Raw genomic sequence first — 26,540 nt, forward strand, 5'->3', positions numbered from 1 at the left:
CACCAATACAACCTTTTGCATCTTTAATACGTTTGTAAAGGCATACCATCTAGAGGTTTGGGAAAGTTTCTATCAATTTCGGCCAGATCCTCCGCTGGCAGATCCCAGCCTAACGCTTCTAAGTTGCTTTCGATGTGGATGATGTTTTTAGCTTTTGGGATGGTGACGATGCCTTCGTGCCTTAAAATCCAGTTAAGCGCTACCTGATAGGCGGTTTTGCCATATTTCGAGCCAATGTCCTCCAACACTGCTCGGTCCGCTGAGCCTTGTTCCGGAAAGCCCTGCCCACCAAAAAATTGAGGAGCATACCCAAATGGGGAATATGCCATGAGGGTGACCCCCTGCTTCTTGCAGAAAGGCAGAACATTATTTTCAATTCTCCGGTCATAAAGATGATAGCCCACTTGGTTGCAGACAATCACATGGTTCCCCAAGGCCCGGTGTGCTTCTTCTAATAGTTCAGGCGTAAAATTGCTTACACCAATATAGTTCACCATGCCGTTTTCAACCAAATAAATCATCGCCCGCATGGTTTCTTCCAATTCGTGCTGTTGACTTGGCCAATGCTGCAAATATAAATCTATGTAGGTTGTTCCCAATCTTTCCAGACTGCGTTCCGCTGCCGAGATGACACCCTCATAAGAACAATTCTTTGCCGAAACCTTTGTTGTTAAGAAAATCTCTTTTCGGCAATCGTGAATCGCCTCCCCGACAATCCGTTCCGCACCGCCGTTGGCATATTCCTCCGCCGTATCGATTAAGGTCATGCCATGCTCAATCCCATATCTTAATGCCTTTACCTCTTCCTTGGCCTCGTTCTTTTGTTCCCCATAGGTCCAGGTTCCTTGGCCAATTCTTGGGATTTGGACTCCTGTTCCACCTAAATCTGTATATATCATCTTCATTACCTCTGTATCTTTTAAATCTATTTCAAAATTAATAATCTACCGCCAAACATGTTCAATAGTCACATGGTCTTCTCTAAACTTTAACAAAAACACATCCGGATTTCCGAGGTTTTTCCACTCTTCAAACCCAAAGGAAGGCTGATAGTGATGCAATAATAGTGCCATCAAGTTCCCATGAGTCACGATAAGAGTGTTCACTGCCTCACCTTCTAGGATCTCTTCCACAACACTTACAATTCGGTTCATGGCCTCACGGCTGGACTCCCCGCCTGCGAATTTCATCTCTAAATCAGCAAAGGTGGCCTCAAGCTTAACAAGCCAATCATCTAGAACATGGGTGCTAAGAATCCGCTCTGCCAACCGGTCATTCGTCTCAATTTGCATCCCTTTTAGTGTTGCCGTTGGCTCTATCGACTGAACCGCCCGTAAAAACGGACTCGAAATAATTCGGTCCACCTTCTCCTCGATAAGAAATTTGGCTAAAGTTGCCGCCTGCCGAAATCCGATCTCCGTCAGCGGCGCCTCACTTGGCTGCCCCTCTGCCTCACAATGCCTAACAACATAAACCCGCTTTTCCATCCTAACGCCTCCCTGGCCGTACCTCAGTGTCTCTGTACCTCTGTACCTCTGTACCTCTCGCTGATAACAATAATAAACTCTAAAACTAAAATTCTCCATTCCGGCCCAAAATCCTCTATCCTTAGGATTGACCACCCCAGGAAGATAAATGTCCACGAGTGGTGCCGCCTACGCGTCTCGATTGGGCCAAGCGACTTCCCGCACTCGATGTCTCCTGCACCGCAGTTGCTTAACCAGTTTGGCGGAATCGCCACCATTCTGAACAGCAAAGCTTATCCATCACATATCGTTTTACCGGTAGTGCCATAAATAAAAGAAAGAGGCTGTATGGCACCAACACCCCCATCAGCCTCTTTTTCTATTACTATTTAAACCGTTTCCTCCACCCTATGAAGCATGGTCCCGGTCGTCGCAAAGCTGGTATGCCAGGAAAAGGCTTTTTCGAGCACATGCGGGGTCTGTCCCCCTCTTGTCAATGCTTCTTGATAGTATTCGCGCAGCTGTTGGCGGTACATCGGATGGGCACATCGTTCGATAATCAATTCCACCCGCTGCCTTGGAGCCAGCCCACGCAGATCCGCATAGCCCTGTTCAGTCACGATCACATCCACATCATGCTCAGTATGGTCAACGTGCGAAACAAACGGTACGATGCTTGAAATGTTTCCACCCTTAGCAATGGATTTCGTCACAAAAATCGCCAGCCTGGCATTACGGGCAAAATCACCCGAGCCGCCAATTCCGTTCATCATCTTTGTCCCCAACACATGGGTCGAATTGACATTGCCGTATATGTCCAGCTCCAAAGCCGTGTTAATAGAGATTAACCCGAGGCGGCGGATAATTTCCGGATGGTTAGAAATCTCCTGCGGCCGCATAACCAAGCGTTCACGGTATTTTTCAAAATTCCCGTAAACCTCCTTCATTTTCTCCTCCGATAACGTAATCGAGCAGCAGGACGCAAACTTGACCTTCCCGGCATCCATTAAATCAAACACCGCATCCTGCAATACCTCTGAGTACACCTCAAGGTCGGCAAACTCCGAATCCAAAAGACCGTGCAGCACCGCATTAGCAACCGAGCCAATCCCCGATTGCAGCGGAGCAAGCTGTTCTGTCAAACGGCCGGCCTTCACTTCTTCACGCAAAAACTGAATTAAGTGGTTGGCCATGACCACGGTTTCCTCATCCGGCGGAACAATCGTTGACGGTGAATCTTGCTGGTTCGTAAACACAATTCCTCTCACCTTCTCAGGATCCACCGGAATCCCCATCGTGCCAATCCGGTCTTTGATCCCCATTAACGGGATCGGGCCGCGCTCTCCCTGCTTCCCTGGTTCATACAAATCGTGGAGCCCTTCCAGGTTGGCTTGGTGGGCCATATTAATTTCAATAATAATGGCCTTGGCGTTTAATGCAAACGATAATGAATTCCCTACAGATGTGGTTGGGATCACCATGCCATTCTCGGCAACTGAATACGCTTCCAAAATAGCGAAATCAACCGGTTCCATGACCCCGGCCCGAACCAATTCCGCTGTATGCGATAAGTGCTGGTCGACAAACAGCATCTCCCCCGAGTTGATTTTGCTGCGCATAGTCGGGTCAGCCTGAAACGGCAGCCTTTTCCCAAGAATTCCTGCTTCGGCAAAAAGCTTATCTACGTCGGAGCCCAAAGAAGCCCCCGTATAAACATTTACCTTGAATGATTCCGTCTCGGCACGCTTTACCAGCGCAAACGGAACCGCTTTCACATCACCGGCACGTGTAAAACCGCTCAACCCCAGCGTCATGCCGTCCTCAATCCATGATGCGGCCTCTTCAGGTGTTACAATACGGTCCAACAGCCGCTTGTCTCTAATACGCCCCAAATTATTTTCCATAAATCATCCCACTCCCCAATGGAATTTTTATACTAATTTTAACCGATAAAGGTTTTCAACTTGTAAAATCGAGGATTAATTACGGAAAATTCAGATGAAACAGAAAATCCATAGTCTAAAGCAGCAAATTTCATCCAAATGCTAAAATCCCAACAGTCTGCGAAAATAACTGGAATAGGATTGGCTCACCGGCACACGATCGCTATTTTTCATGGTTAAAATAAACGTTGAATGGGTATCGGGATGAATCTCCTTTATTTGATTCACATTGACAATAAACGAGCGGTGACAGCGGATAAAATCGTCTTTCGGCAGTTGAAACTCAAAATCCTGAAGCGAATATTTATGGGTGCCGCTGTGCCACTCGGTGTAAACATGGGTCTTTTTATCCTTGGCCTCAAAATAAATAACCTGTGAGAATGGCACTGGAACCCAGCCATCCTGTGTTTTAATCGTCACGACCAATTTGCCACTCGTCAGCGCTGGGAAAATCGCGGTCACACAGCCCTCCAGCTTCCCTTCATGAAAAAACGGTACCGCCATCCCGTGATAGGGAATACCGAAAACATCGCGGTCAATAAACTCGGACACCTTCTGCTTCGACTGCACTGCCTTAAAAGCAATCGTCCCCTCCTTCAGCAAATCGCCCGGACGAATCTTCAAATCAATCCGCTTGCTCGGCCGGTAATAGATGTACTCCCGTGTATTCGAAACGGCAATCGAAATCTCCTCAGAAAACAGCTCACTAATCACGTCCAATAACGAAACAACCGTAATACTCTCCATCCACTTCCCGTCCCCTTTACTATTCTAGCCGGTAAATTAGGAATCGTTCATTCTGATTGTGCTCGTAAACAAACGGCACCCTCACTTCCTGCAACAATTCAAAGGCAGTGTCCTGTTCCAAAAAATAAACATACTCCTCTGACGGATAATACAAAATCAAATCGACATCCCGCGGAAACTCTTCTAGCGACATTAATATCCGATTGACCACCTTACGAAAGACCTGTACCGAAAACGGATTGAAAAAATAAAACCGGTTGTCCGATGGGGCAATCGGGTACTCTTCCGCTAAACAGCAATGGAACACGATCCCTTCCCGACGATGCTTTGTTTTTCTCCAATAATTCGTCCGATTCACCACCGCCGCCTCAAACAGCGTTTCATCCATCTCGATTCCCACAACCGAAGCATGGAAAAAACAATCGATATAAAAGTTCAGCCTGCCTCTGCCGCAGCCGAAGTCCACCACATGATCCCTGCTCTTTAACTCATAGTTTTTAAACAATTCCTCCAGCGCACTGTATGGAGTTGGCTCGTAGCGATGATAATGCAGTGACTTGTAAAAGCCTTGCTGCTCGCCTCTTGTTTTGATATTCAACAATTTATCATAGTAATATTCCTTCATAAACGGCTCCCAGTCAGGTAAAATAGACATTAATCAACTAAAAAACTGCCTGCCATCATCAGTTTATCAGATTTGAGACCGTACCTGCAGGAGAAACAAAAATTATGTCGAATTTCTTTTAAGAATGATTTATTCCTAAAGTTATTCATGCATGAAATCATTCCTTTAAAAACTATAATCAACCATTTATCCGGCAGGTTGCCAAGGAGTAGATTTCGACCGTGAAAATCAAAAAAATCCTCAATAACAACGCCGTTGTCGTTATGGATCAAAATGAAGAAAAGATCGCCATCGGCGCCGGCATCGCTTTTCAAAAAAAGAAGCATGACATCGTCAATCCGGCTAAAATTGAAAAGCTGTTTGTTCTTAAGGGAAACGAAAAATTCCATCAGCTGCTCTTGCAAATACCGGAGGAGCATTTTGCCCTTTCTGAAGAAATTATCAGCTATGCCGAAAAGATGCTGGGAACAAAGTTAAATGACCATATTCATATCACTCTTACCGATCACTTGTCGTTTGCAATCGAACGGGTACATGATGGGATCCATATCAAAAATAAACTGTTTCAAGAAATTAAACTCCTTTACAAAAAGGAATTTGATATCGGCCTGTGGGCCATTAAGCATATAGAAGAAAAGACCAACATAAAAATGCCGGTTGATGAGGCCGCCTATATTGCCCTGCACCTCCATACCGCCAAGCTGCAGGGCGGCGATATGAAGCAAACACTCCGGCAAACAGCCATCCTTGGCAGCATGGTTCAGACAATCCGAGATTTCCTCAACATTCAATTGGATGAGGATGACCTGTCTTATCAGCGCCTGATTACACATCTTCGCTTCACGATTTCCCGAATCGTCACGGCAGAGGGACATTCCATGGATGATGAGATGCTGAGAATGATTAAAGTAAAATACACGCAGGCTTTCGCCTGTGCAAAAAAAGTTGCTGCAGAGCTAACGCAAAATTACGGCATCAACCTTCCTGAACATGAACTGGGCTACCTCACTCTTCATATCGAAAGGCTACGAAAATAATAAAACGCTTGGACCGAAATTTTGACAGTCCAAGCGTTTGTTTTTTTATAGAATTTACTTCTTATGAATTTTTGCCATTTCATCCGCAACGAACTGAACATTAGTCCCAACAATGACTTGAATGCTTTGAGGACCAACAACGTTGATTCCCGGTACGCCAGTCGATTTAATTTTCTTCTGGTCGACAGCTTTCATGTCTTTGACTTCGATTCTAAGGCGAGTGACACAGTTATCAATCGAGGTCACGTTTGCTCCACCGCCCAGTCCATCATAAATGGTGGATGCCATGGAAGCAAATTTATTGTTACCGGTTGCAGCGCCAGCTGGTGCAGCCTCATCGTCATCTTCTTCACGTCCAGGAGTAGCTAAATTAAACTTAACGATGATGAAGCGGAACAAGAAGTAATATATAACCGCAAACACTAGACCTTGAACAATCAGCATATATGGCTGGTTCGCGATTGGATTTCTTAAGCTCAGGAAGAAATCAATAAAACCGGCACTAAATGCAAATCCTGCTGTCCAATGGAAAAGTGCAGCGATGGTTAAGGAAAGTCCTGTTAATATAGCATGAACAAAATAAAGCGCTGGAGCAAGGAACATAAAGGCAAATTCAATCGGTTCCGTAACTCCGGTGAAAAATGCAGCAAAGCCTGCTGCTAACATTAAGGAAGCAACCTCTTTTTTCCTCTTCGTTTTGGCTGTATGATACATTGCAAGTCCAGCTGCTGGGAGACCGAACATCATGATTGGGAAGAAGCCGGCCTGGTACATTCCCGTAACACCCTTCGGACCTTTACCTGCCAAGAAATTACCAATGTCATTAATACCGGCCACATCAAACCAGAATACAGAGTTCAACGCATGGTGTAGTCCAGTTGGAATTAACAAACGGTTAAAGAAACCATATAATCCTGCACCAATAGCTCCTAATTTTGCAATTCCCTCACCAAAGGACACCAGTATAGAATAAATCGGCGGCCAAATAAATAGTAATGCTAAGGAAACCACTAACATCGAAACCGCTGTCATAATAGGGACTAAGCGCTTTCCGCTGAAGAATGCGAATGCATCTGGAAGTTTCACATGACTGAAACGATTGTACATCATAGAAGCAACAATACCGGAGATAATCCCGACAAAGGCATTTCCTATTTTAGCAAACGCCGGGTCTACCTTAGCTGCATCAATACCTTGAAGCATGGCAACTGAATCTGTTTTCAGTAAAGTCGTAACGACAAGATAGGCAACAAGCCCGCTTAGCGCAGCAGAACCGTCTTTTTGCTTCGACATGCCCAAGCCAACCCCAACAGCGAAAAGTATGGGGATATTATCAATAATGGAAGATCCTGCTTTAATTAAGAAGGCAGCAATTGCACTTCCGCCCCCCCAACCTTCCGGGTCGATCCAATAACCTATACCCATCAAAATAGCGGCTGCCGGCAGAACTGCCACAGGCAGCATCAGTGAACTACCTAGTTTTTGAAAATACTTTCTCATTTTATTCCCCCCTAAAAATAAATAATGATAAAAAATAATACCTAACTTAATGGGAGTTACAGTTGTTGCTTGAAAAACATCACCTCCTTAAAGTTTGCCTAGCCCAGCAGTTTCATGCCGGGCATTTAGTTCTAATGCCTCTTACTTAATAGTGAGAATCACGGTCTTTCCGGCAACTCCTTCGGTTTCTCCAGTGACTTCATATTGCTTTTTGCTGTCATGGCTGTTGGTGATGACGATTGGCGTGACGGTACTTGAAGCATGCTGGCCGATATAGTCCCAATCAACCTCCATTAGCGGCTGGCCGGCAGTGACTTTATCTCCTTCACCTACAAGCGGGTTAAAGCCTTCCCCTTTTAACCCCACCGTTTCCAGCCCAACATGAATGAGTATCTCCGAGCCGTCCTCAGCCAAAATGCCAATCGCATGCTTCGTTGGTGCAACCTGAATAATTTTACCGTCAACCGGCGAATGAATGTCACCGCCGGATGGAATGACTGCTGCCCCTTCACCGAGCATTTTTTGATTGAAAACTGGATCGGGAACTTCTGAAAGCGGAATGATTTTACCGTTAACCGGTGTGTAGAGTTCCAATTCTTTTGCCTTTTTAAAAAAGTTAAACATGATGATTACTCCCTTACTATGTAATGAAAGGCTATAATATTACTATTTGCCTAATGATTGGATTTTAAAAATCCATTTTTACAATCAAAAAAGGCATGGGGGTATCATAAAAGGATAGAGAAATCCTTCTACTTTACCACCATGCCTGATCGTATCAGTAACATGTGATCGATATTTGATTAACTTTATGGTACCATATGCAAACCCCTTTGTAAACGATAACATTCGATCAACACTCCTAGATACCGGTCCATCTTAAACCCTTTGGGTAATGGTTTTTCAAAAGACGGTCGGAAAGCTTGCCCCAGCCAATAGAATATCCATCTACCTGTACTAAAGTCCAGCCCTTTGGCCCTTCCGCCTCTACTGTCTCCCCCTTTAGGCTCATCACCTCTAGTTAAACCCAGATTTCCCAATAAAACATTGTAAAATAATTTTTGAAAAATAAAAAGGCTGACCTCGCAATTGGCCGCCTTCATACAGTTTTTCGTTCAATTAATTGAACATCAATTTCTTGATAGGTAATTTCACTTTCATTAATAGCTTGCAGGAACAGTTTTCTCCCTACATCAACTAGGGGGATTTCCATCGTGGTAATATTCATCATTTTCGCAATTGGCTCATTGTCAAAGCCGACCAAGGCCAAGTCATCCGGAATTGAAATATTTTCCTGTCGGGCCCGGGTAAAAATTCCCGCCGCCACCTGGTCACTGGTCACAAGCAGGGCACTTGGCGGATCTGACATTTGGCTGATGCTCCTGATCACACGGTCGCCATCCTCTAAATACAGGCAGCGCTCGAAGACATAATCTGGGTTAAATGGCAGGTTATATTTTTTCAAAAAATCTCGATACGCCTGCTCACGAAATTTGCTATTCGTTCCGGTTCGGCGGCCGATGCAATATCCGATTTTCCGGTGGCCTTTCCGATATAAATAATCTAATGCCTTCATGAAGCTTTTATAATGGTCGATAAACGTGGCGGAAACGTTCTTTCCGTTTGGATCCTCACATAAAACAATCGGGCCATAGGGAATATACGCTTCAATGGTGGCCCAATCACAATTTCGCGAACAGATGATAAGGCCATCAATTTGTTTTTGTTTGAGCATTTGCAACGCTGCCAGTTCCCTGTTCCGTTCATAGTTCGTCTGGATTAAGACCAGGTTGTATTGATTTTTAAACGACTCACTGGCAATTCCGGTGACAAGTGCCGCAAAATACGGATGGTCCGAAACAGGCAATACCACCCCAACAAGGAAGGTTTTCCCTTTGCTAAGATGAACCGCATTAATATTTTGTTGGTAATTACTTTCCTCAATGGCCTTTAGGACTGCCTGCCTCTTCTCTTCTTTCACATATGGATGGTTGTTTAAAACCCGCGATACGGTCGTTACCGACACCCCGGCCATTTTGGCAAGATCCTTAATGTTTGTCATATGAACACCTTTTCAGCCTATTATTAAAGAAATACTAAACCATTTTTTAAAAATTTGCTAGAAAAGGACTATGAAGCATGAAACACCGTCTCGTTTATTTCCTCCATGATCAGCTTTTCTTCACAGTTGGAACCGTCTGCCCATGTCCATTTTCCGTAAAGAATCCATGGCTTCCCCTTTCCCGTCTCCAGTGTAAAAGTGCCAACCCCGCCGACAAATTGGGAATCATGATTGGTATGATTAAATGACACGTGAAGGATTCCTTGATTATTAACAAGACCGATTAACTCCCCATACGTTACCTTGCCGCCGTAATACTTGGCTTGAACAATCGAACCATTCTGTTTGTAAAAAAACATCGTTTCATTCGTAACATCCCGATGATTGTCAATACTCTTGCATTGAAACACCTTATTATGAAAGTTCACCCTCTTCGTCCTCCCCCCTTTGATTTACATAAAGTGTAAATGATGAAATGCGTTTCATATCAACAAGAAAATAAAAAAAGACAGCACCTTATGCAGGTCCGCCTTAAGAATATCCTCGACATCATCGAGCCTTGACGTATATTTAAAATAATTTTTTTAGGAAACGACACTCGCTTCCGTTTTTAATGCTTTACCTTCCCCCAGTTCAGGGTGTGCATTCTTGATTACAGATGGTCTTACCATGACTAACACTACGCCAACCAATAGAGCGGCAGATGAAATTAAAATCCATTGGGCAGGGAATATATCATACAAGAAACCATAGAGAACCATTCCCAGTGGCATCAAGGCCATCGCCATCGTTTCTACAATCGAAAACACCCGGCCTTTATAATCATCAGCAATTTGCTTTTGCATCATGACTTGAATCGGTGTATTTACAATAATCACTAAGGCCCCAAATACAAACATCGCCAGCGTATAGTAGCCAAAGGCACCGTTATATGACAGTTTTATCAGCAGCGGCAAGGCCATCATCCCCATGATTACACCCATACCGATGATTCCACGCTTGGAAACGACCAGCGGAAATTGCACTTCCTTTCTTATCGAAAAATAGATTGAAAACAGCAGCATCCCAACAGCAAACGCCCCTTGGGTAAACCCGAAATGCTGCGAGGCCATTTTTAATTTTTCAATCAGGACGAAGGAATAGCCGACTTCGAATGCCCCGAACAGGAAATTGATCAGTAGTGAAACCCAAATAATCACCATCAACAGCGGCTGCAGTTTCAAATAACTTACCCCTGCCTTCATGCTTTGCCACATCGATTCTTTTGGCTCCCCTTCAGCGGTTTCCTTTCGATTGGCATAAAGATTAAAATTCATCGTCGATTCGAGCAAAACCGCAATAACGGAAGCAATCATATACGTCATCAAGAAGATTGGCATCGAAACGGCGCCATATAACAGGCCGCCAACTGCCGGGCTGGCAATCGATGCAAAGGAAATCGACATTTGATTTAAAGACATCGCCCGCTGCACTCTCGCTTCATCAACGAGCCCTGTTACTGACGAAGTAAATGTAACACCTGAAAACATTGAGGTTAACGACAATATGCAGGAAGTGGCATAAATCGCGGTCAACGACAAACCGGAGGTTAAACTGACGGCCAATAATCCTCCTATTGCCAAGGTTGTCGCAATCTGAGCGACGATAATAATCCGTTTTCTCGAATATCTGTCCACCAAATATCCCGCGAACGGAGCCGCCAGCGTCCGCGGCAGGAGGTTACAAATAAGGTTTGTCGCAAAGCTTGTTGCTGACCCCGTTGCCTGTAAAATATAAAAACTAATCGCAAACGTATAAACTTGCGCACCAAACGATGAAATCAACTTACTGATGGTAAACGTCCATAAATGATACGTCGCTTTTTTCAACTTCAAGCCCGCATCCATGAAAATCCCCTGCCTTTTTCACGAAAGTTTAATTTAATTAAACAAATCATAACATGCAACATCTTCCATTTCAAGCAAAAGTTTAATATAATTAAACATATAGTAAGATAAGTTTTTTATATGCGGGGATTTAGCACCCCTGCCCTTCGAGGAGTGACAAGATCAATGTTAGGTGAACGAATACGCAAAATAAGGAAACAGAAGAAAATGACGCTCGAGGCGCTCGCGGGTGAGGAACTGACAAAGGGGATGCTCAGTCTGATTGAAAATAATAAGGCCAAGCCTTCCATGGAAAGCCTCGCCTATATCGCCAAACAGCTGCAAGTCGAAATTTCCGAGCTGCTCGACGAGGTAAGTACCCTGGAATTAAGAGCAATACTAGAACAAGCTGAAAAGCTATTTAACTCTGAGGATGTAAATGGGAGCGAAAAGTATCAACCGCTGATTGCCCTGATTGAGCCCTATATTGAAAAGCTTACACAAGGATATGAAGCCGCCAGGTTATTGGACATATACGCCCGCTGCCTTTACCGTGAAAAAATATCCGGGTGGGATCACTATTTTGACCGTGCCGCCAAAATGTACGATGAGATGAACTTGACAGCAAAACGGGCAAGTGTTGGTATCTTCCGTGCTTTGGTGAAATTTATCGAACATGATTATCAATCCTCGTTAACCATTCTGCTTCACGAGAGGACTGAACTGGAAAAGAACCATGCTTACATCGACCCGATCACCCGGCTCGATTTGGATTATCATGAGGCGGTGTTGCATTTTGCGGTTGGTGATTCCGAATCAGCCACACGAGTTATGGAAGGTGCTATTCATTTTTCCAAGGAACATCGAATTTTTTACCGGATCGATGATCTATACCGGCTGGCGGCTGCGCAGGCAGAAATGGTACCCGATGACACAAAAAAAGAGCATTATATTATGAAATTAAAGCAATACGGGGAATTTGCCGATGATTTGCAAACAAAGCTTTTTTATCAACTCTTTCAGGTCATGGCACTAATCGGGGACAAGCACGATTATCATAAAGCTCTGGAAATCATTGACCAAATTTTTGCACATCCAAAAATGGAGGAGCTTTTCGAAGACTGGTTCTTGATTGAAAAAGGCAAGGCCCTATATGGCCTCGGGCAGTATTCCGATGCCCTTGCTTGTTTTGAAAAAGTAGAAATACCGGAGTATGCGCATCACCCATTTGATCTTTCCCTATTTTATGTCTTGGATTCGTACAAGGCCAGGTGCCATTTTGAGTTAGGGAACAGGGAAGAGTCTGAAAAATGGGCTAAAACAGCCGTGGAAAATTTTGAATCGTTGCTTCCGACTCCCCATAAAGATTTCGCTATGGATACCTATAAAAAAATAACAGAAAATTAGCCGCCTATCCATGGCGGCTTTTACAGTATTCAATCCTCTGTTTTAGTCTTCAATTCCTCATACCATTCCAATGTTTGTTCTGACGTTTTGGCATTGATAAAGATTTTTTTCTTGCCCATTTCTATATAGAGGATAGGAGAAGTCTCTTTTCTGATAAATAACAAACAGCTGCCGTAGTCTTTTACCTTGAAGCGTCCCTTGGCAATCGTGGACATGCCAAATCCGTCCTGCTTCAAGGTAACCTCCGGCATTTCATCAAGCAGCTCCACCTTTGTCACCTCTTGGTACGGCCATTCATCGCCATATACACCGGTAATTTCAAAGGACTGCCCACGTGCGATTAGTTCATAGTCCTGATAGGCGATATATTCAAGAACACCAAGCGCACCAATGACAACAACAAACAGTGAAGTCGAAATGATATAGCTCCGCTTTCGTTTTTTAGGCACCTCATATTTTGATAGATAAATAAGCCCGCCCATTAGGAAAACCATCATAAATCCAAATTGAACCTCAAACGTGTATGCAAATGATGTCCAGTATAAAGGCATTAATAGCACCATGCCAACTGCCGTGGCAATCATCAATTTCCCCGTCCGTTGCGGGAACCCGTTAGCAATCAGCTCCTCCTGTTCTTCCTTTGGCCGGGTCGAAAACCCGGATATCAGCCAATATGCTTCTCTTTGCAACATTGCCCAACCCAGGAGCAAAAACATCAGAATCATGCCCAGCTGGACCAATAAAAGTGTCATCAAACAACACCCCCTTTACCTTAAAGCCCTTTTACGATCGATGAGACAACATGGAGCGAGTCCCATTCTCCTCCTGAGACAGTAATAATTGGATACTTTTTCGGAAACAGCTTTTGGTTAATTTCAGAGATTGATAACCCTTCACGATATAAATGTGCCACTTCCTCGCAGAGGTTCTCGAGATTTTCCAGCTTTTGTTTCAGCATCCCTTTCCCATTCTCTATATAGCCAGCATGGCAGCAATACATCGACCCGAAATCATAAGTCAGCAAAGTTCGGATCGAATCCATAATGACAGGGATTGATTCGCTATCCATAATCACCTTTGTTTTCGGTGCGACAAATAAATCACCAGAAAACAGGATGCCTGTTTCCTCATTGAGAAAAGAAACATGATCCACGGCATGTCCAGGGGTATAAATGACTTTCCATTCATAATGGCGAGATTGAATCGTCTCCCCCAACGGCTGAGCGGTAAATTTCCTCCGTTTGCCCCAGGTCACCTGCCGATACTTCGGATAAGGCCAGTCCTGCTTACAAATATCGATTCCTTTCGGATGGACATAGATTGGTATATCAAGATTTTCCTGAATCCACGGAGCAGTCCCGGAATGGTCCTCGTGGCTATGTGTTAAAGCGACTAAATCAAAAGTATGTTCTTTGTAAAAAGAAATTAGATCCTCTTCGATACATTGGGGACCCGTATCAACCAGCAACCCATCTATCAAAAACGTAAAAACCCTTCCTACAGCCCCTTGAGTTATCCCTTCAATACACGTAACTTTGCCCTTTGAATACACATCAATCATCGCTTCCCTCCACCCCCTCCTATATTTTACCACCGGGACCATTTTCTTGCTCGTACTGCCTTTTAAGCCTTCCGCTCTAACTCTAACAGCCGGGATTTCATCTCTAACCCACCCCGGAAGCCGGTCAGGGCCCCATTTTTCCCTAACACCCGGTGGCATGGGACGGTAATCATCACCGGATTGGCACCGATGGCTGCACCGACCGCACGCACCGCTGCAGGCCGATTAATCTTGGCGGCAATATCGGAATAAGTCCTCGTCTCTCCAAACGGGATTTCACAAAGCGCCTCCCAAACGGAACGCTGAAATTCTGTTCCACGGTAATCGGACGGAATCGTAAAGCTTGTCCGCTCCCCTTCAAGATACTGTATTAATTCTTCAGCATATGGTCTTAGTTTTTCAGCGTCCTCTATCAGCCGACTTTTAGGCATCCGCTTTTCCACCCAGGCAGCCACCTCTTCAAACGCCTGTCCTTGCGACCCAACGAAACAAAGGCCTTTCTCAGTTGCAGCGAGATATAACTGCCAATCTTTATGCTTCAACAACGACCAATAAACCGGCTGTGCATTCATACTCTTTTCCTCCAATAAATAACCATGTTTTCTTTCATTATACAAAAATAGCCGCCCGGCGTCAGGACCGGTACGGCGATTCTTCAATTGTAATCCGAGGGGTCGACAAAATAATTGTAAACCGTTTAACAGTGTTATTACCTTTTTCACGTTGTTAATAATTATTTTGAAATAAGGAATTTTTCCGCACAGAAATAATGACAAATCTGTGAACAAAAAAAAGACTATCCTTCACCTTTAAGGGACAGTCCTAATAAATTTATAAAGTTTTCACTTGAATACTGGCAATGTAACCAAAATCATTAATACGAATAAAATTGAAACATAATTGACCGAGTAAAGAAAATTGATTTGTGCCCATTTAAGGTCGTTTTTCATAAAAAATCCGCTGATCCCTATTATTAACCATCCTAAGTTCATTAGGGTGGCAATGACAACAAAAGCAGTGCCGAGTGATCCCAAGTAAAATGGCAGCGGCAACAGGCAGGCAATATAAACGACCATTTGTCTCTTTGTCATTTCAAACCCATGCACTACCGGCAGCATTGCCACCTTGGCAGCGCGGTATTCTTCGCACTTTTTCATTGCAATCGCAAATGTATGAGGCATCTGAAAAACAAAGATAATCAAAAAGAGAATGATTGGAACGATATGAAAACCAGACTCAATCGCGGTCCACCCAATCATTGGTGTGACAGCGCCGGAAACAGCACCAATGACAGTATTCAGTGTGTATTTTCGTTTAGACCACATTGTGTACAAGATGACATAAGTAAACCAGCCAATAAAGGCGTATCCGACAGCCTCCAGTCTCGTAAATAGCAACAGTACAAAACCAAGTACAGTCAGGACAATTCCTAAAGTTAATACTGATTTTAAAGAAAAATGACCGGTAACAGTTGGCCGATTCTTCGTCCGATCCATTACGGTATCGATGTCGACATCATACCAGTTATTAATAACAAGCGCTCCGCCCATCACCAAAGTACTTCCGATTATTGTCAACAGAAAAACATCCCAATAATCCATAAAGGAACTATTGGTAAAGTAAAGCGCCAACCAAAACCCCGTAAAGACGGGCAATACATTGGCAATTAATACAGGACCTTTAAAAAGGGATCTTATGTCAGCGACTAAACTAGATCGCGAATGTGCAATAGGAGTGTCTTTGCCGTTTTGAGCGGTAAGTATTCCATTTTGACTCAAAGTTCTAACCTCCCCCATAAAATGGTTTGGATAATTAATTTCTTTGATTTTATATTAACATACTTTTTACTATACCCCTATTGTAAAAATCGCCAAAAAAAATGAGCCTCGAACGGCTCATTATAGATTAGATACACCAAAAATTTTCCCATATAATAATTGGGACTTATTTTTTGTACGGGATATCCAACAACCCCGGCACGGTTTCAAACGTAATCCCCTGTTTCTTCAACTCAGGGATAATCTGCCGTAACGATTTGATGGTATTTGTCCGGTCTTCATTCCACTGGGCCCCGTCATGCATCAGAATAATCGCACCAGGATGGATGTTGCTGATGACATTATAGGCAATTTGCTCAGGAGGCGACTCGTACCAATCGAGAGAATCTACCGACCAGGCAACCACCGTATAATTCATCGATTTCAGCTTTTCAACCAACTCATTGTTCAAAAAGCCGTATGGCGCGCGAAACAGTTTGGTACGGTAGCCAATTTGACTGGCCAACTGATTTTCGGTTTGGGTCACCTCTCTTTCTAGCGTCGCGATGTCCCCTTGTTTTACCAGATTTGGATGCCAATATGTATGGTTCCCAATAATGTGACCTTCATCTTGGATTCGTTTCACAATCTCCGGATAGGCTTTAGCCCTTGCTCCCATCAAGAAAAAAGTCGCTTTCACATTTTGCTCTTTTAAAATATCCAAAATTTGCGGCGTAAACCGGGGGTCCGGGCCGTCATCAAATGTTAACGCCACTTTATTTGCAGTTTGTGGGCCTCTTGTCACAACCGTTTCCGGGTATCGCTGCTGCAAAATAATAAATGACACTGGGTGCCGCACACGCTCCTTATTTTCTGCTCCCCCTTCCATATTAGGAGGATTTTTTGTCTGAGCGTAGACGGACATACTTCCCAATGACAGCATGTGGATTAACACCGTTAGCCACATCAGTAATTTTCTTGTCATCAATACATCTCCTTATCAATCCAATACTTGTTATTTTTCATAAAAAATTTTTCTTTATTCAAAATAATAAGGCCGGCCCCATAACAGGACCGACCCATTTATCACTACCGTTTTTTCCTGAAATCCTGCCTTCTCTCCGCTACCGCTTCACTAACCATGTTATACATAATTTCCACGCCCTTTTCCGATGCTTTACTTGTCTTGGTTCTTTAGTTGCAATTTAACCTTTTCTACTTCAAATCTGAACTACTTGATTCGAGTAAAAGGCTCTTTTTTCATCAACCAATTATTAATAAATAACCTTCCAATTTTGATTAACTGTTGCTTTTACCACATTATTTTCTAGGATATAGTTTGCTATGATTTCTGATACATCGATTGAAATATCTTTCATGACGGGTTTATTTTTGTACATGAAATAATTTCCGCCTCCGCCGGCACGATAGTTATTCATCACTACATCATATTCTTCCCCGGGTTCTACCTGTTTACCTTTGTATTCCAGTTTGACAATTCTTGCACCGATGGGCTTTGAGATATCAATCAGATATTGAATTCCTTCCCATATATCATAATTGTAATGCTGGGGTTTCGGTATTAAAAATGCCGGGTTTATTTTAATTTCCCCTCCGTCATAGTGATCGAAATAAGCGGCGGATTGCTCCAGCGCTTCTTTCATATCTCGTCCCGTGATTCGAATGACCTTTAATGTATTAGGGTAAACGTAGTTTAAAACAATATCCCTCATTGACACATTCTCTGGAATTCCCGGCGAATGATAATCGAATAAAGATGTATTCGAAATATTTGTACCTGCTGCCTTCATTTGAACCTGATTGATAAATTCTGTTAGAGCATGATCCTCTAATCTAATCCCGATTGGATCCCTAACAAGCATATCTCCTTCAATTTTTCCAAGCGGTTGATCTAGCCATTCTTGTGTATCTGCTTCGTAAATTTCCACCTTTTCCAATAATCGAACATCTTCTTCCACATCCGTTACGGAAAGCAATTCGGAAGACTTTTGTACACAATGCCAGCCTTTTTCTCCTTTTTCTAACTGTAAGGATACCTTTCCGAGTACAACCCCATTTTTGCCAGGTTGAACCACAATCACACCATTTATCGTTTTTCCGGCAATTTGCCGATGTTGATGTCCGGTTAAAAGCACATCAATCCCTTCTACTTCCAAACACAGTTGATATCCTTGGTTTTCACCGGTCAGTGTTTCTGTTGGCTCGCCTGTTTCTAAATCACGTTCAAAGCCTCCATGGTAGGAAATCACAACGATATCAGCCTTTTCTTGTTCCTTTAAAATCCCGACCCACTTCTTTGCAGCTAGAACAGGATCGTTAAATCTCATTCCTTCAATATGCTGAGGCTGTTCCCAATTTGGTATATAAGAGGTTGTCAAGCCAAGAATGCCTACCTTTACATCTCCTGCATGCTTGACAATATAAGGTTTGCCAAAGAAAGGTTCACCCGTTTCTCCATTCACGATATTGGCAGAAAGCCAAGGGAAGCTAGATTCCTTTACAGCTGAAGCTAAGAGGTTTTGCCCATAGTTGAATTCATGATTGCCAAAAACAGCTGCATCATACTTCATTTCATTGGCCGCAACAATCATAGGATTCGGGCGATGACTGTTAATTTTAGCATAGTGATAGGATAATGGTGTTCCTTGAATAAGATCCCCATTGTCAACCAATAAAACATGTTCATTATTCGCTCTCTCTTCTTTAATTAAAGAAGCTACTTTAGCTAAACCGACATCAGCGTATTGATTGGTCCCATAATTTATCGGGAATATACTGCCGTGAACATCGCTTGTTTCAAGAATAATAAGTTCCATTTGTTCCATTCATTAGTTCCTTTCTCTGTTAAAACCACTGACAATAAAAAGATAGAGAATTCAACAATGAAATTCTCTAAAGCAAATAAGATTTTTAGTTATTAGGGAATAGTTGATGATCTTTTAATACATAGTCAACACCATAGTCTGCTAACAATTGAATGCCAGACTTTGGTTTTAATCTTTCTGGACTGTAGCTGTGTAATGGCAGTAAGAATTTCGGATCAATACGATCTACTATATATTTCAAATGCCGAGGAATGGCATGGCCCGATGCGCCAATATAATCATAGTCAACATCCAACTTATTCAGAATTTTTTTCAGATTTTCAAATGCTGGGTCAAATGATCCCAACGGTACACCGTTGGAATGGATATAAATCCCTTCTTGAACATGTAAATCAAATAACTCAAGAATATTTTGATACGTATTTTGCAAAAAGTATTTTCCTGGATTCGAATTGATTTTTTCTGCACCGATTGTTTCATGCCGCTTTAACAAGTCCGATTTCCACCCTGGCAGCGTCCCTGATTGTTCTTCAAACTTCGTTTCAGCCGATGTATAAACAAGGAAATCATGTTCATCTGTTAACTTATCTAACAAATAAGCAGTCTCAGGTTCAAAAACAGCTTTTCTTAAAGAATCTTGTGCCGCTTTAATTATTCCTGTTACTCGATCCATATTCGTATGATAAATATTAAAGATTCCCAGTCCTTTTGCTGCTTTTAATTTGTCAGCCATTTTTTCAGGAATAGTTCCTTCTGTTGTCATTCCTTCGGGAACGATCGGATTCCCTACAATAGCTTCTCGCAAGTCTTCTACACTGCTCAATGTTGTCCCTTCCATAATAAGAGCATCTAGGCCCAGCTTGTTCGTTTCATTAATAAAATGTTCGATTCGTTCTGGGTGTTTCCCATGCATCCTAAGATCCCCTGTGTAAACAATGGAACCATCTGGCGTTTGAATATGGTACGCACACGCTCCTGGGATATCGTGATCAACCTGAATGGGAGTAATTTTTATTTCTCCTGCAGTGAAAGGTACACCATACTCACAGATTTGGTAGTCACGTTCCCCTGGAACACCATGCCCAATTACTTCTAATGCATGATAAAGTTCATGGCTCTCTTTTGATAAGTACACTGGAATCGATGGAGCAATTAATCCCATTGCCCCTATATGATCAAGGTGTAAATGAGAAATGATGACGGCTGTATTTTGCTGGTATGCTTCAGCAGGAATAATCTCTCGGTTAGATTCACCCAGGCTCTCGGCTGTATACAAGCCATCAATAGGAGGAATCAACTTTAATCTGAGATGGTCCCGCACCATTCCATGCAAACGCCTTTTAATCTGACCATCAAAAATATTCGTTGCAGGATTATACGTCATCCCAAAATCAAAAATAACTCGTGAATCTTTGTATTCCAGCGTTACCACTGTGCCGCCGATTGTTCGTAAGCCGCCCCAAAATCGAATATTTGTATGTTGAAATTCTTTTACCATCTTTTTGGCACCTCATACATTTTTATTTGAAATGAAGAAGGGAACCATTGACTGGCCCCCGTTTCTTCATTTTTCTGGATTTCATTTCTTATTTTTTTGCCTTGTCCAAAGCATCTTGAGAATTCTTTTGAGCATCTTTGAGTCCTTGTTCAACAGATTTTTGCCCAACCAATACGGCTTGAATTTCTGTAGAGAATGCTGATTTCATTGCAAACGCACCGTTAAGATGAGGGAAATGGTACCCAGCATCAAATTGTTCTTCTGCTGCTGCATAATTTGGATTCTCTTCAATATATTTTAGCCATTCAGGATCTTTTAGAGCCGATTCCCGTACTGGAACATAGCCAGTGTTTTTAGCCCAAAAAATTGTTTGTTCCTTGCTGGAAAGGAATTTCATAAATTCCCATGATGCAAGCTTTTGTTGATCTTCTGCTGAATCAAAAACCACTAAATTTGTACCCTGAAATTGTGTAGATGCTACCTTATCACCTGGCAGCGGAGCAGTTGCCCAATTAATTTTACCTTGTGCTGATGAGCTCACAAATGAAATTCCTGCTGAAGATCCGATATACATGCCCACATCGCCACGAGTGAATGGATCAGACATATATTTATCTTCGCCAGCTAATCTAGCAATCTTCTTATTATTGATCATATCGTTTAAGAAAGTAAGAGCCTTCTTCCCTTCTGCAGTATCGAAAGTGACCTTTTGGCTGTCAACATCGACAAATTTTCCGCCTGCTTGCTGAACCCAAGTTGGGAAATTGAGGCCAATTGCATTTTCAAAGCCCATCCCTACTACATTTCCCTTTGTTAATGTTTGTGCTGCTTTTTCAAGCTCATCCCATGTAGTTGGAACAGTTAGATTATTTTCTTTGAACATATCTGTATTATAGAAAAGGATTTCTGTACTCTTATTAAATGGAACACCATAGAATTTATTGTTCCACGTATTTTCTTCACGGAAAACTTTAACAATATCATTGAGCTCAGCCTCTGACCAGCCCACTGTTTTATTTTGAATATAAGGTGTTAAATCAGTAATTAATTCATTATTGATATAATCCTGCATCCAATCTCCATAGGCTTGTGCCATGGCAGGTGATGTATGTGATTTGGCTGCAGCCATTAACTTTTTGTTTAAATCATCATAAGTCCCTTGGTTTACAAGTTTAACAGTGATGTTAGATTGTGAATCATTAAATTCCTCTGTCATTGTCTGTAACGTTTTCTCTAAGCCGCCAGTCATGGCATGCCAGAATTCAATGGTAACAGGCTTATCAATTTTCGTTGGAATCTCTGCCGTAGTTTTCTTTTCAGGATCGGCTGTTTTGCCAGATGTTCCACAAGCAGCAAGACTAATCGCTAACAAACAAACAAAAAGAAGATTGATGATTTTTTTCACAGTGTCTTTCCTCCAAATTTTAAAAATATAATAAAAGTAAATAATTTCAAGCAGAATAAGTTAGCGCCCATCACCTCCCTTATCGCCCTTTGAATCAACCCTTAATCCCAGCTCTTGCTACCCCTTCGATGATGTATTTTTGTAAAACAATAAATAAAATAATCATCGGCAGAATAATCATAGAGGATGCTGCCATTAATAATTCATATCGCGTACCGGCATCTGTACTAAAGGAAATTAACCCTACCGGGAGTGTGCGCATTTCTTCAGAACTAGTTACGATTAACGGCCACAAGAAAGCATTCCAGCTGCCAATCGCCTTTAAGATAGCAATGGTTATCAATGCTGGCTTGGCAAGCGGCACCATGACAGACCATAGGAACCGAAAGTCACTGCAGCCATCGATTTTTGCAGCAAAGGAAAGCTCCTTTGGAATGGAAAAGAAAAATTGACGCAGCAAAAAAATGGAAAAAATACTTGCTAGCCATGGAACAATTAATGCCTGATAGTGATCTATCCATCCTAAGTTTGATAATGTGACAAAATTAGGAATCAATAACACCTCGCCCGGAACCATCATCGTTCCAAGCAGAACGGAGAAGATCAGCTCACGTCCATAAAAGTTAATTCTTGAAAAAGCATAGGCCGCGAGAATGGTAGTAATTAGCTCACCTATTGTACTTGAGATTAGGACAATCACACTATTAACCGAATAAATCGCAAAGGGTGCCGAGAACCAAGCTTCTATATAATTGCTCCATTGAATGTCAGAAGGAATCCACTTTGGAGGCATAATCATCACTTCGTTTGGTAATTTCAATGAAGTACTAATCATCCAAACAAAAGGCAAAAGCATTAATATACTCCCAAGTATCAACAATAGATAAATAAACCCTTTAGAAAGTGCTTCTTTTTGCAACGTGATTCCTCCCTTCTAATAATTCACTTTCTTACCAAAATAAAGCTGAATGAGCGTGAAAATAAAGATCACCAAGAATAAGACATAAGCTGCTGCAGAGGCAACTCCAAAATCCCATTCACCGTAAAATTTATTATAGATATAATAAACAATCGTCTCTGCACTGCCTGCAGGTCCCGGCTGCCCCCCAAAGAGTGCATACACTTCATCAAAAACTTTAAAGGAATTAATAATCGACACGATCGAGATAAAAAATGTCGTCGGTGATAACAGTGGAACAGTAATATTCTTAAATCGTTCCCAAGCACCTGCTCCATCAATTTTGGCCGCTAAATAGTATTGTTGATTAATATTTTGTAAGCCTGCCAGAAAAATAATGATATTGTAACCAAGGCCTTTCCAGATCGCTAGAATCACAAGGGATGGCATTGCCCATGTTGGGTCTGTTAACCAATTTATCGGCGAGATTCCAAATAAGCCAAGGAAATAATTCAACACACCATACTGACTATGGAAAATCCACCGCCACACAATCGATACCGCTACAACCGATGTAACAAACGGGAGAAAGTAAATCGTTCGGAACAACCCCCGGAATTTTATTTTTTGATTTAATAAAGTAGCAATGACAAGTGAAATAATAATAGAAAGCGGAACTACACCGACAACAAACAGCAAGGTATTTCCTAGCGATTTCCAAAATTCAGGATCTTCAAAAATCACTTTATAGTTATCCAGACCTCTTGCATAAACAAGATCTTTAAAATAGTCATAATCCGTATAAAAGCTCATAAAAAACGACTTAACAATTGGGTAAATACTAAAAGTAACAATAATGACCAAAGCAGGAAGAAGGTAAAGCACCGCCTTCAAAGTTTTATTCAAAGTGGGTTTGTCATTCACAATCAGAACCTCCTATCCTTAGTGCAGCAAGTTATGACCGCTGCTGCTATCAAACAAACGAGCACGTCCTGGGCGAATCCCCAATGTGATCATGTCGCCTTTATTGATCTTCACATCTGGGGAGATGATGGCACGCAAGTTAATTTGTCCTAATTTTGCATTCAATAAATTATCTCTGCCGATCCGCTCAACCCTTATCGTTTCAACCTTAAGCCCCGCTTTTACTGAATCGGTTTCGATGTAAAAATCCTCTGGCCTTATACCAAGTTCATAATCACCATTCATGGCAGCGGGATCACTAATAGGTGCTTCCAACTGCAACGTCTCACGAGTATCTTGCAGCACAATGGTTTGCAAATCATCAGAAAGTTTAGCAGGAAAAATATTAATTGGTGGATTCCCTAAAAATTGAGCCACAAATTTATTTTTTGGATAGTCATACATATCTTGCGGAGCACTGTATTGCTGCATTCTTCCATCCTTCATCAACAAAACGTGGTCGGAAATGCTCATGGCTTCTTCCTGATCATGCGTAACAAAAATAGTGGTAATTCCCACTTCTTGCTGAATGCGTCTAATTTCTTCCCTCATTTCGAGACGCAGCCGTGCATCTAAATTAGATAAAGGTTCATCTAGTAAGAGTAGTTTCGGCTTTTTGACTAATGCTCTTGCAATGGCCACACGCTGCTGCTGACCGCCTGATAATTGACTTGGCTTGCGATCTAATAAGTGGTCAATTTGCACAAGTGCCGCCATTTCCTTTGCTCTTGCTTCTGCTTCCTTTTTCGGTACTTTGGCCATTTTTAATGGAAACATGATATTCTTAAGAACCGTTAAGTGTGGATATAAGGCATAATTCTGAAATACCATTCCGATTTCACGGTTTTCTGGTTCAATTTTATTTACTAAACGTTCTCCAAAATATAATTCACCTTCAGAAGGCCGATAAAGACCTGCTAACATATATAAAGTGGTACTTTTCCCGCAGCCGCTTGGACCTAACAAAGATACCAGCTTACCTTCTTCAATTGTTACATTTAAATGATCAACTGCCGTAGTGTGATCAAATCTCATGGTGATATCCTTTAGCTGAATTTTCAACGGAAGGCCTCCTCTATTCCGTAATGTTTACTTCCCTATATTACTCAATGTTTATAAAGCCTACGTGAATTTGATATTGTTTTTTATCCATGGACATGTTATTATATAATCTTATATTTATACCCTTTTTAAAAAATACACATTTAAGGTCAGTCTCCCGTTGCGTAAAAGCGACGGTAGACTGACCTTTTTTATATAGAGATTCTTTCATATGATCTTGCGATAGAGTTGCAGGTCCCCGGTCAATTAAATATTCCATCTATTTCCGTTCAGAGAAATTATTATTTTAGTAAAATATTTCACACGTTAATTCTTCCAATCAGATTTATGTAAATTACGCAGTAAATTCAGTATCTGTCTATCTTGCTTGTCATTTCTAAATAATCTAAATAATGAAGAAATAGGTTGCGTTTTAATTTTAAGAATAGTAAAATTAGTTTCTACTAACAGGAAAAGCTAAAGGAGAAATACCTTAATGGAAAATAAATTGCCATTTTCAAAATACTTTATCATCGGGGTTATGTTATTTGCATTGTTTTTTGGCGCTGGAAATCTCATCTTCCCTGCCTCACTCGGCCAAAATGCCGGTTCAAATGTTTGGATTGCTGTGGCAGGATTTTTGATCACTGGAATCGGCCTGCCCTTTTTGGGAATTTTGGCAATGGGCGTTTCCGGAACCAGCAACCTTCAGGAGTTGGCTAGCCGGGTACATCCGATTTATGGAGTTGTCTTTACCTCCCTTCTTTATTTAACAATCGGGCCTTTTTTTGCAGCCCCACGGACTGGTGCAGTTGCCTATGATATCGGAATTGCACCATTTTTGAGCGAAGTTGGAGGACAAATCGGACTACCGATCTTTTCTTTCCTATTCTTTGCTGTAACCATGTGGTTTTCCTTGAATCCGGCCAAACTAGTTGACCGAATCGGAAAAGTTCTCTCACCCGCCATCATCATCTTGATTTTTGTATTACTGGTGATGGTTATTGTCAAACCATTGGGTCCGATTGTTGCACCGCAAGAGGCTTATGCAAATGGAGCGTTTGTGAAGGGCTTTATGGAGGGCTACAATACCATGGACGCACTGGCATCGCTTGTTTTTGGCATCATCGTCATTCATGCAATACGCGAGATGGGAATAGCCTCTACCCGGGGAATCCTATCTGCCTCAGCAAAATCCGGATTCGTGGCGATTATCTTCCTTGGAATCATGTATGTCGGTGTTGCCTATCTGGGAGCATCGAGTACGGGAAGGTTTGGACTTTTCGAAACAGGCGGCCCTGTGCTAGGAGAGACCGCATCGTTTTATTTTGGAACAGCTGGAACCATCATGCTATCCATCATTATTATACTTGCCTGCCTGACAACAAGCATCGGCCTGATTACGTCGTGTGGGGAGTATTTTCATACTCTTGTTCCAAAAATTAGTTATACAATGTGGGTTATCTTCTTTTCATTGGTTTCATTTATCATTGCCAACTTTGGATTATCGAACATCATTAATTTTTCGATTCCGGTACTGATGCTCCTGTACCCGCTGGCCATTGTACTCATGATGCTGACATTTTTATCAAAGGCCTTTAGGCTGACGCCATTCGTTTATGCTATCGGAACCGCCATCACCTTTTTGGTCAGCGTCATCGATGGTTTTAAGCTCCTTTGCCAGCAGCTCGGCTTGGACTATTTCCAATGGCTCACACCGATTGTTTCTTTCTATGAACGGGTACTGCCGCTTTATGACCAGGGTCTTGGCTGGTTGCTTCCGGCACTAATGGCAATTGCCATTAGTACAGCCATCATCGGGATGTTGAAATTTTTACGAATTCCCTTAAGGTAAAAGGCATCGTAGGGAACGGAATCGATAAAAATAACAATACTTTATATTTTAAAAATAAAAAAGG

General features: G+C 42.2%; 24 protein-coding genes and 1 pseudogene. 3 read left to right on the forward strand and 22 right to left on the reverse strand.

Going from position 1 to position 26,540, the window contains the following annotated elements; translation table 11 throughout:
• Positions 1-23: 23 nt before the first annotated feature.
• The 5 genes from M3234_RS17860 to M3234_RS17880 form a co-directional block, all read right to left on the reverse strand.
• Positions 24-899: an aldo/keto reductase gene (locus tag M3234_RS17860; RefSeq protein WP_262306009.1), complete on the reverse strand. Its 876-nt coding sequence runs from the start codon at positions 897-899 to the stop codon at positions 24-26.
• A gap of 45 nt (positions 900-944) precedes the next feature.
• A complete protein-coding gene (locus M3234_RS17865; protein ID WP_262306010.1) occupies positions 945-1,487 on the reverse strand; it encodes a histidine phosphatase family protein in 543 nt (180 codons plus the stop codon).
• 368 nt (positions 1,488-1,855) lie between these two features.
• Positions 1,856-3,370: an acetyl-CoA hydrolase/transferase family protein gene (locus tag M3234_RS17870; RefSeq protein WP_262306011.1), complete on the reverse strand. Its 1,515-nt coding sequence runs from the start codon at positions 3,368-3,370 to the stop codon at positions 1,856-1,858.
• 141 nt (positions 3,371-3,511) lie between these two features.
• Positions 3,512-4,156: a LytTR family DNA-binding domain-containing protein gene (locus tag M3234_RS17875; protein ID WP_262306012.1), complete on the reverse strand. Its 645-nt coding sequence runs from the start codon at positions 4,154-4,156 to the stop codon at positions 3,512-3,514.
• Positions 4,157-4,175: 19 nt separating this feature from the next.
• A complete protein-coding gene (locus tag M3234_RS17880; protein ID WP_262306013.1) occupies positions 4,176-4,781 on the reverse strand; it encodes a class I SAM-dependent methyltransferase in 606 nt (201 codons plus the stop codon).
• A gap of 221 nt (positions 4,782-5,002) precedes the next feature.
• Here M3234_RS17880 and M3234_RS17885 point away from each other — a divergent pair, with 221 nt between their 5' ends.
• Entirely contained in the window at positions 5,003-5,818 is an 816-nt protein-coding gene (locus M3234_RS17885) for a PRD domain-containing protein (protein WP_262306014.1), read from the forward strand.
• A 54-nt stretch (positions 5,819-5,872) separates the two neighbouring features.
• Here the strand turns inward: M3234_RS17885 and nagE are convergent, their stop codons facing one another.
• From nagE to M3234_RS17915, 6 genes and pseudogenes are all read right to left on the reverse strand, one after another.
• Complete coding sequence (gene nagE / locus M3234_RS17890; RefSeq protein WP_262306015.1) at positions 5,873-7,318, reverse strand: N-acetylglucosamine-specific PTS transporter subunit IIBC; 1,446 nt, start codon at positions 7,316-7,318, stop codon at positions 5,873-5,875.
• 141 nt (positions 7,319-7,459) lie between these two features.
• Positions 7,460-7,942, reverse strand: a complete 483-nt coding sequence (locus M3234_RS17895) for a PTS sugar transporter subunit IIA (protein ID WP_262306016.1) — start codon at positions 7,940-7,942, stop codon at positions 7,460-7,462.
• Positions 7,943-8,180: 238 nt separating this feature from the next.
• Positions 8,181-8,324: pseudogene (locus M3234_RS17900) on the reverse strand (methyltransferase RsmF C-terminal domain-like protein); the annotation flags it as partial.
• A gap of 93 nt (positions 8,325-8,417) precedes the next feature.
• Positions 8,418-9,380, reverse strand: a complete 963-nt coding sequence (locus M3234_RS17905; protein WP_262306017.1) for a LacI family DNA-binding transcriptional regulator — start codon at positions 9,378-9,380, stop codon at positions 8,418-8,420.
• 68 nt (positions 9,381-9,448) lie between these two features.
• Complete coding sequence (locus M3234_RS17910) at positions 9,449-9,808, reverse strand: avidin-fold protein (RefSeq protein ID WP_262306018.1); 360 nt, start codon at positions 9,806-9,808, stop codon at positions 9,449-9,451.
• Positions 9,809-9,964: 156 nt separating this feature from the next.
• A complete protein-coding gene (locus M3234_RS17915) occupies positions 9,965-11,266 on the reverse strand; it encodes an MFS transporter (RefSeq protein ID WP_262306019.1) in 1,302 nt (433 codons plus the stop codon).
• A 165-nt stretch (positions 11,267-11,431) separates the two neighbouring features.
• Here M3234_RS17915 and M3234_RS17920 point away from each other — a divergent pair, with 165 nt between their 5' ends.
• Complete coding sequence (locus M3234_RS17920) at positions 11,432-12,652, forward strand: helix-turn-helix domain-containing protein (RefSeq protein WP_262306020.1); 1,221 nt, start codon at positions 11,432-11,434, stop codon at positions 12,650-12,652.
• Positions 12,653-12,681: 29 nt separating this feature from the next.
• On the opposite strand, the gene M3234_RS17925 is transcribed toward M3234_RS17920, so the two are convergent.
• The 11 genes from M3234_RS17925 to M3234_RS17975 all read right to left on the reverse strand — a co-directional run bounded on the left by M3234_RS17925 (position 12,682) and on the right by M3234_RS17975 (position 24,642).
• Positions 12,682-13,404, reverse strand: coding sequence for a DUF3784 domain-containing protein (locus M3234_RS17925; RefSeq protein WP_262306021.1), 723 nt, complete (start codon positions 13,402-13,404; stop codon positions 12,682-12,684).
• Positions 13,405-13,424: 20 nt separating this feature from the next.
• A complete protein-coding gene (locus tag M3234_RS17930) occupies positions 13,425-14,213 on the reverse strand; it encodes an MBL fold metallo-hydrolase (RefSeq protein WP_262306022.1) in 789 nt (262 codons plus the stop codon).
• 62 nt (positions 14,214-14,275) lie between these two features.
• Entirely contained in the window at positions 14,276-14,785 is a 510-nt protein-coding gene (locus tag M3234_RS17935) for a methylated-DNA--[protein]-cysteine S-methyltransferase (protein ID WP_262306023.1), read from the reverse strand.
• 270 nt (positions 14,786-15,055) lie between these two features.
• Entirely contained in the window at positions 15,056-15,991 is a 936-nt protein-coding gene (cyoE, locus tag M3234_RS17940; protein ID WP_285858521.1) for a heme o synthase, read from the reverse strand.
• 166 nt (positions 15,992-16,157) lie between these two features.
• Complete coding sequence (locus tag M3234_RS17945; protein WP_262306024.1) at positions 16,158-16,955, reverse strand: polysaccharide deacetylase family protein; 798 nt, start codon at positions 16,953-16,955, stop codon at positions 16,158-16,160.
• A gap of 289 nt (positions 16,956-17,244) precedes the next feature.
• Positions 17,245-18,816, reverse strand: a complete 1,572-nt coding sequence (locus M3234_RS17950; protein ID WP_262306025.1) for a bifunctional metallophosphatase/5'-nucleotidase — start codon at positions 18,814-18,816, stop codon at positions 17,245-17,247.
• Positions 18,817-18,901: 85 nt separating this feature from the next.
• Positions 18,902-20,314, reverse strand: a complete 1,413-nt coding sequence (locus tag M3234_RS17955) for an MBL fold metallo-hydrolase (RefSeq protein ID WP_262306026.1) — start codon at positions 20,312-20,314, stop codon at positions 18,902-18,904.
• Between the two features lie 88 nt (positions 20,315-20,402).
• Entirely contained in the window at positions 20,403-21,719 is a 1,317-nt protein-coding gene (locus M3234_RS17960) for an ABC transporter substrate-binding protein (RefSeq protein ID WP_262306027.1), read from the reverse strand.
• 94 nt (positions 21,720-21,813) lie between these two features.
• Positions 21,814-22,638, reverse strand: coding sequence for a carbohydrate ABC transporter permease (locus M3234_RS17965; RefSeq protein ID WP_262306028.1), 825 nt, complete (start codon positions 22,636-22,638; stop codon positions 21,814-21,816).
• 15 nt (positions 22,639-22,653) lie between these two features.
• Positions 22,654-23,541 (reverse strand): carbohydrate ABC transporter permease, encoded by an 888-nt coding sequence (locus M3234_RS17970; RefSeq protein WP_262306029.1) that lies wholly within the window; start codon positions 23,539-23,541, stop codon positions 22,654-22,656.
• 18 nt (positions 23,542-23,559) lie between these two features.
• Positions 23,560-24,642 (reverse strand): ABC transporter ATP-binding protein, encoded by a 1,083-nt coding sequence (locus M3234_RS17975; protein ID WP_262306030.1) that lies wholly within the window; start codon positions 24,640-24,642, stop codon positions 23,560-23,562.
• A 475-nt stretch (positions 24,643-25,117) separates the two neighbouring features.
• On the opposite strand from M3234_RS17975, the gene brnQ reads away from it, so the two are divergent.
• Complete coding sequence (brnQ, locus tag M3234_RS17980) at positions 25,118-26,476, forward strand: branched-chain amino acid transport system II carrier protein (RefSeq protein WP_262306031.1); 1,359 nt, start codon at positions 25,118-25,120, stop codon at positions 26,474-26,476.
• Positions 26,477-26,540 lie beyond the last annotated feature (64 nt).

This window comes from Neobacillus niacini, from assembly GCF_023715785.1.
In the GTDB taxonomy this organism is placed as follows: domain Bacteria; phylum Bacillota; class Bacilli; order Bacillales; family Cytobacillaceae; genus Neobacillus; species Neobacillus niacini_E.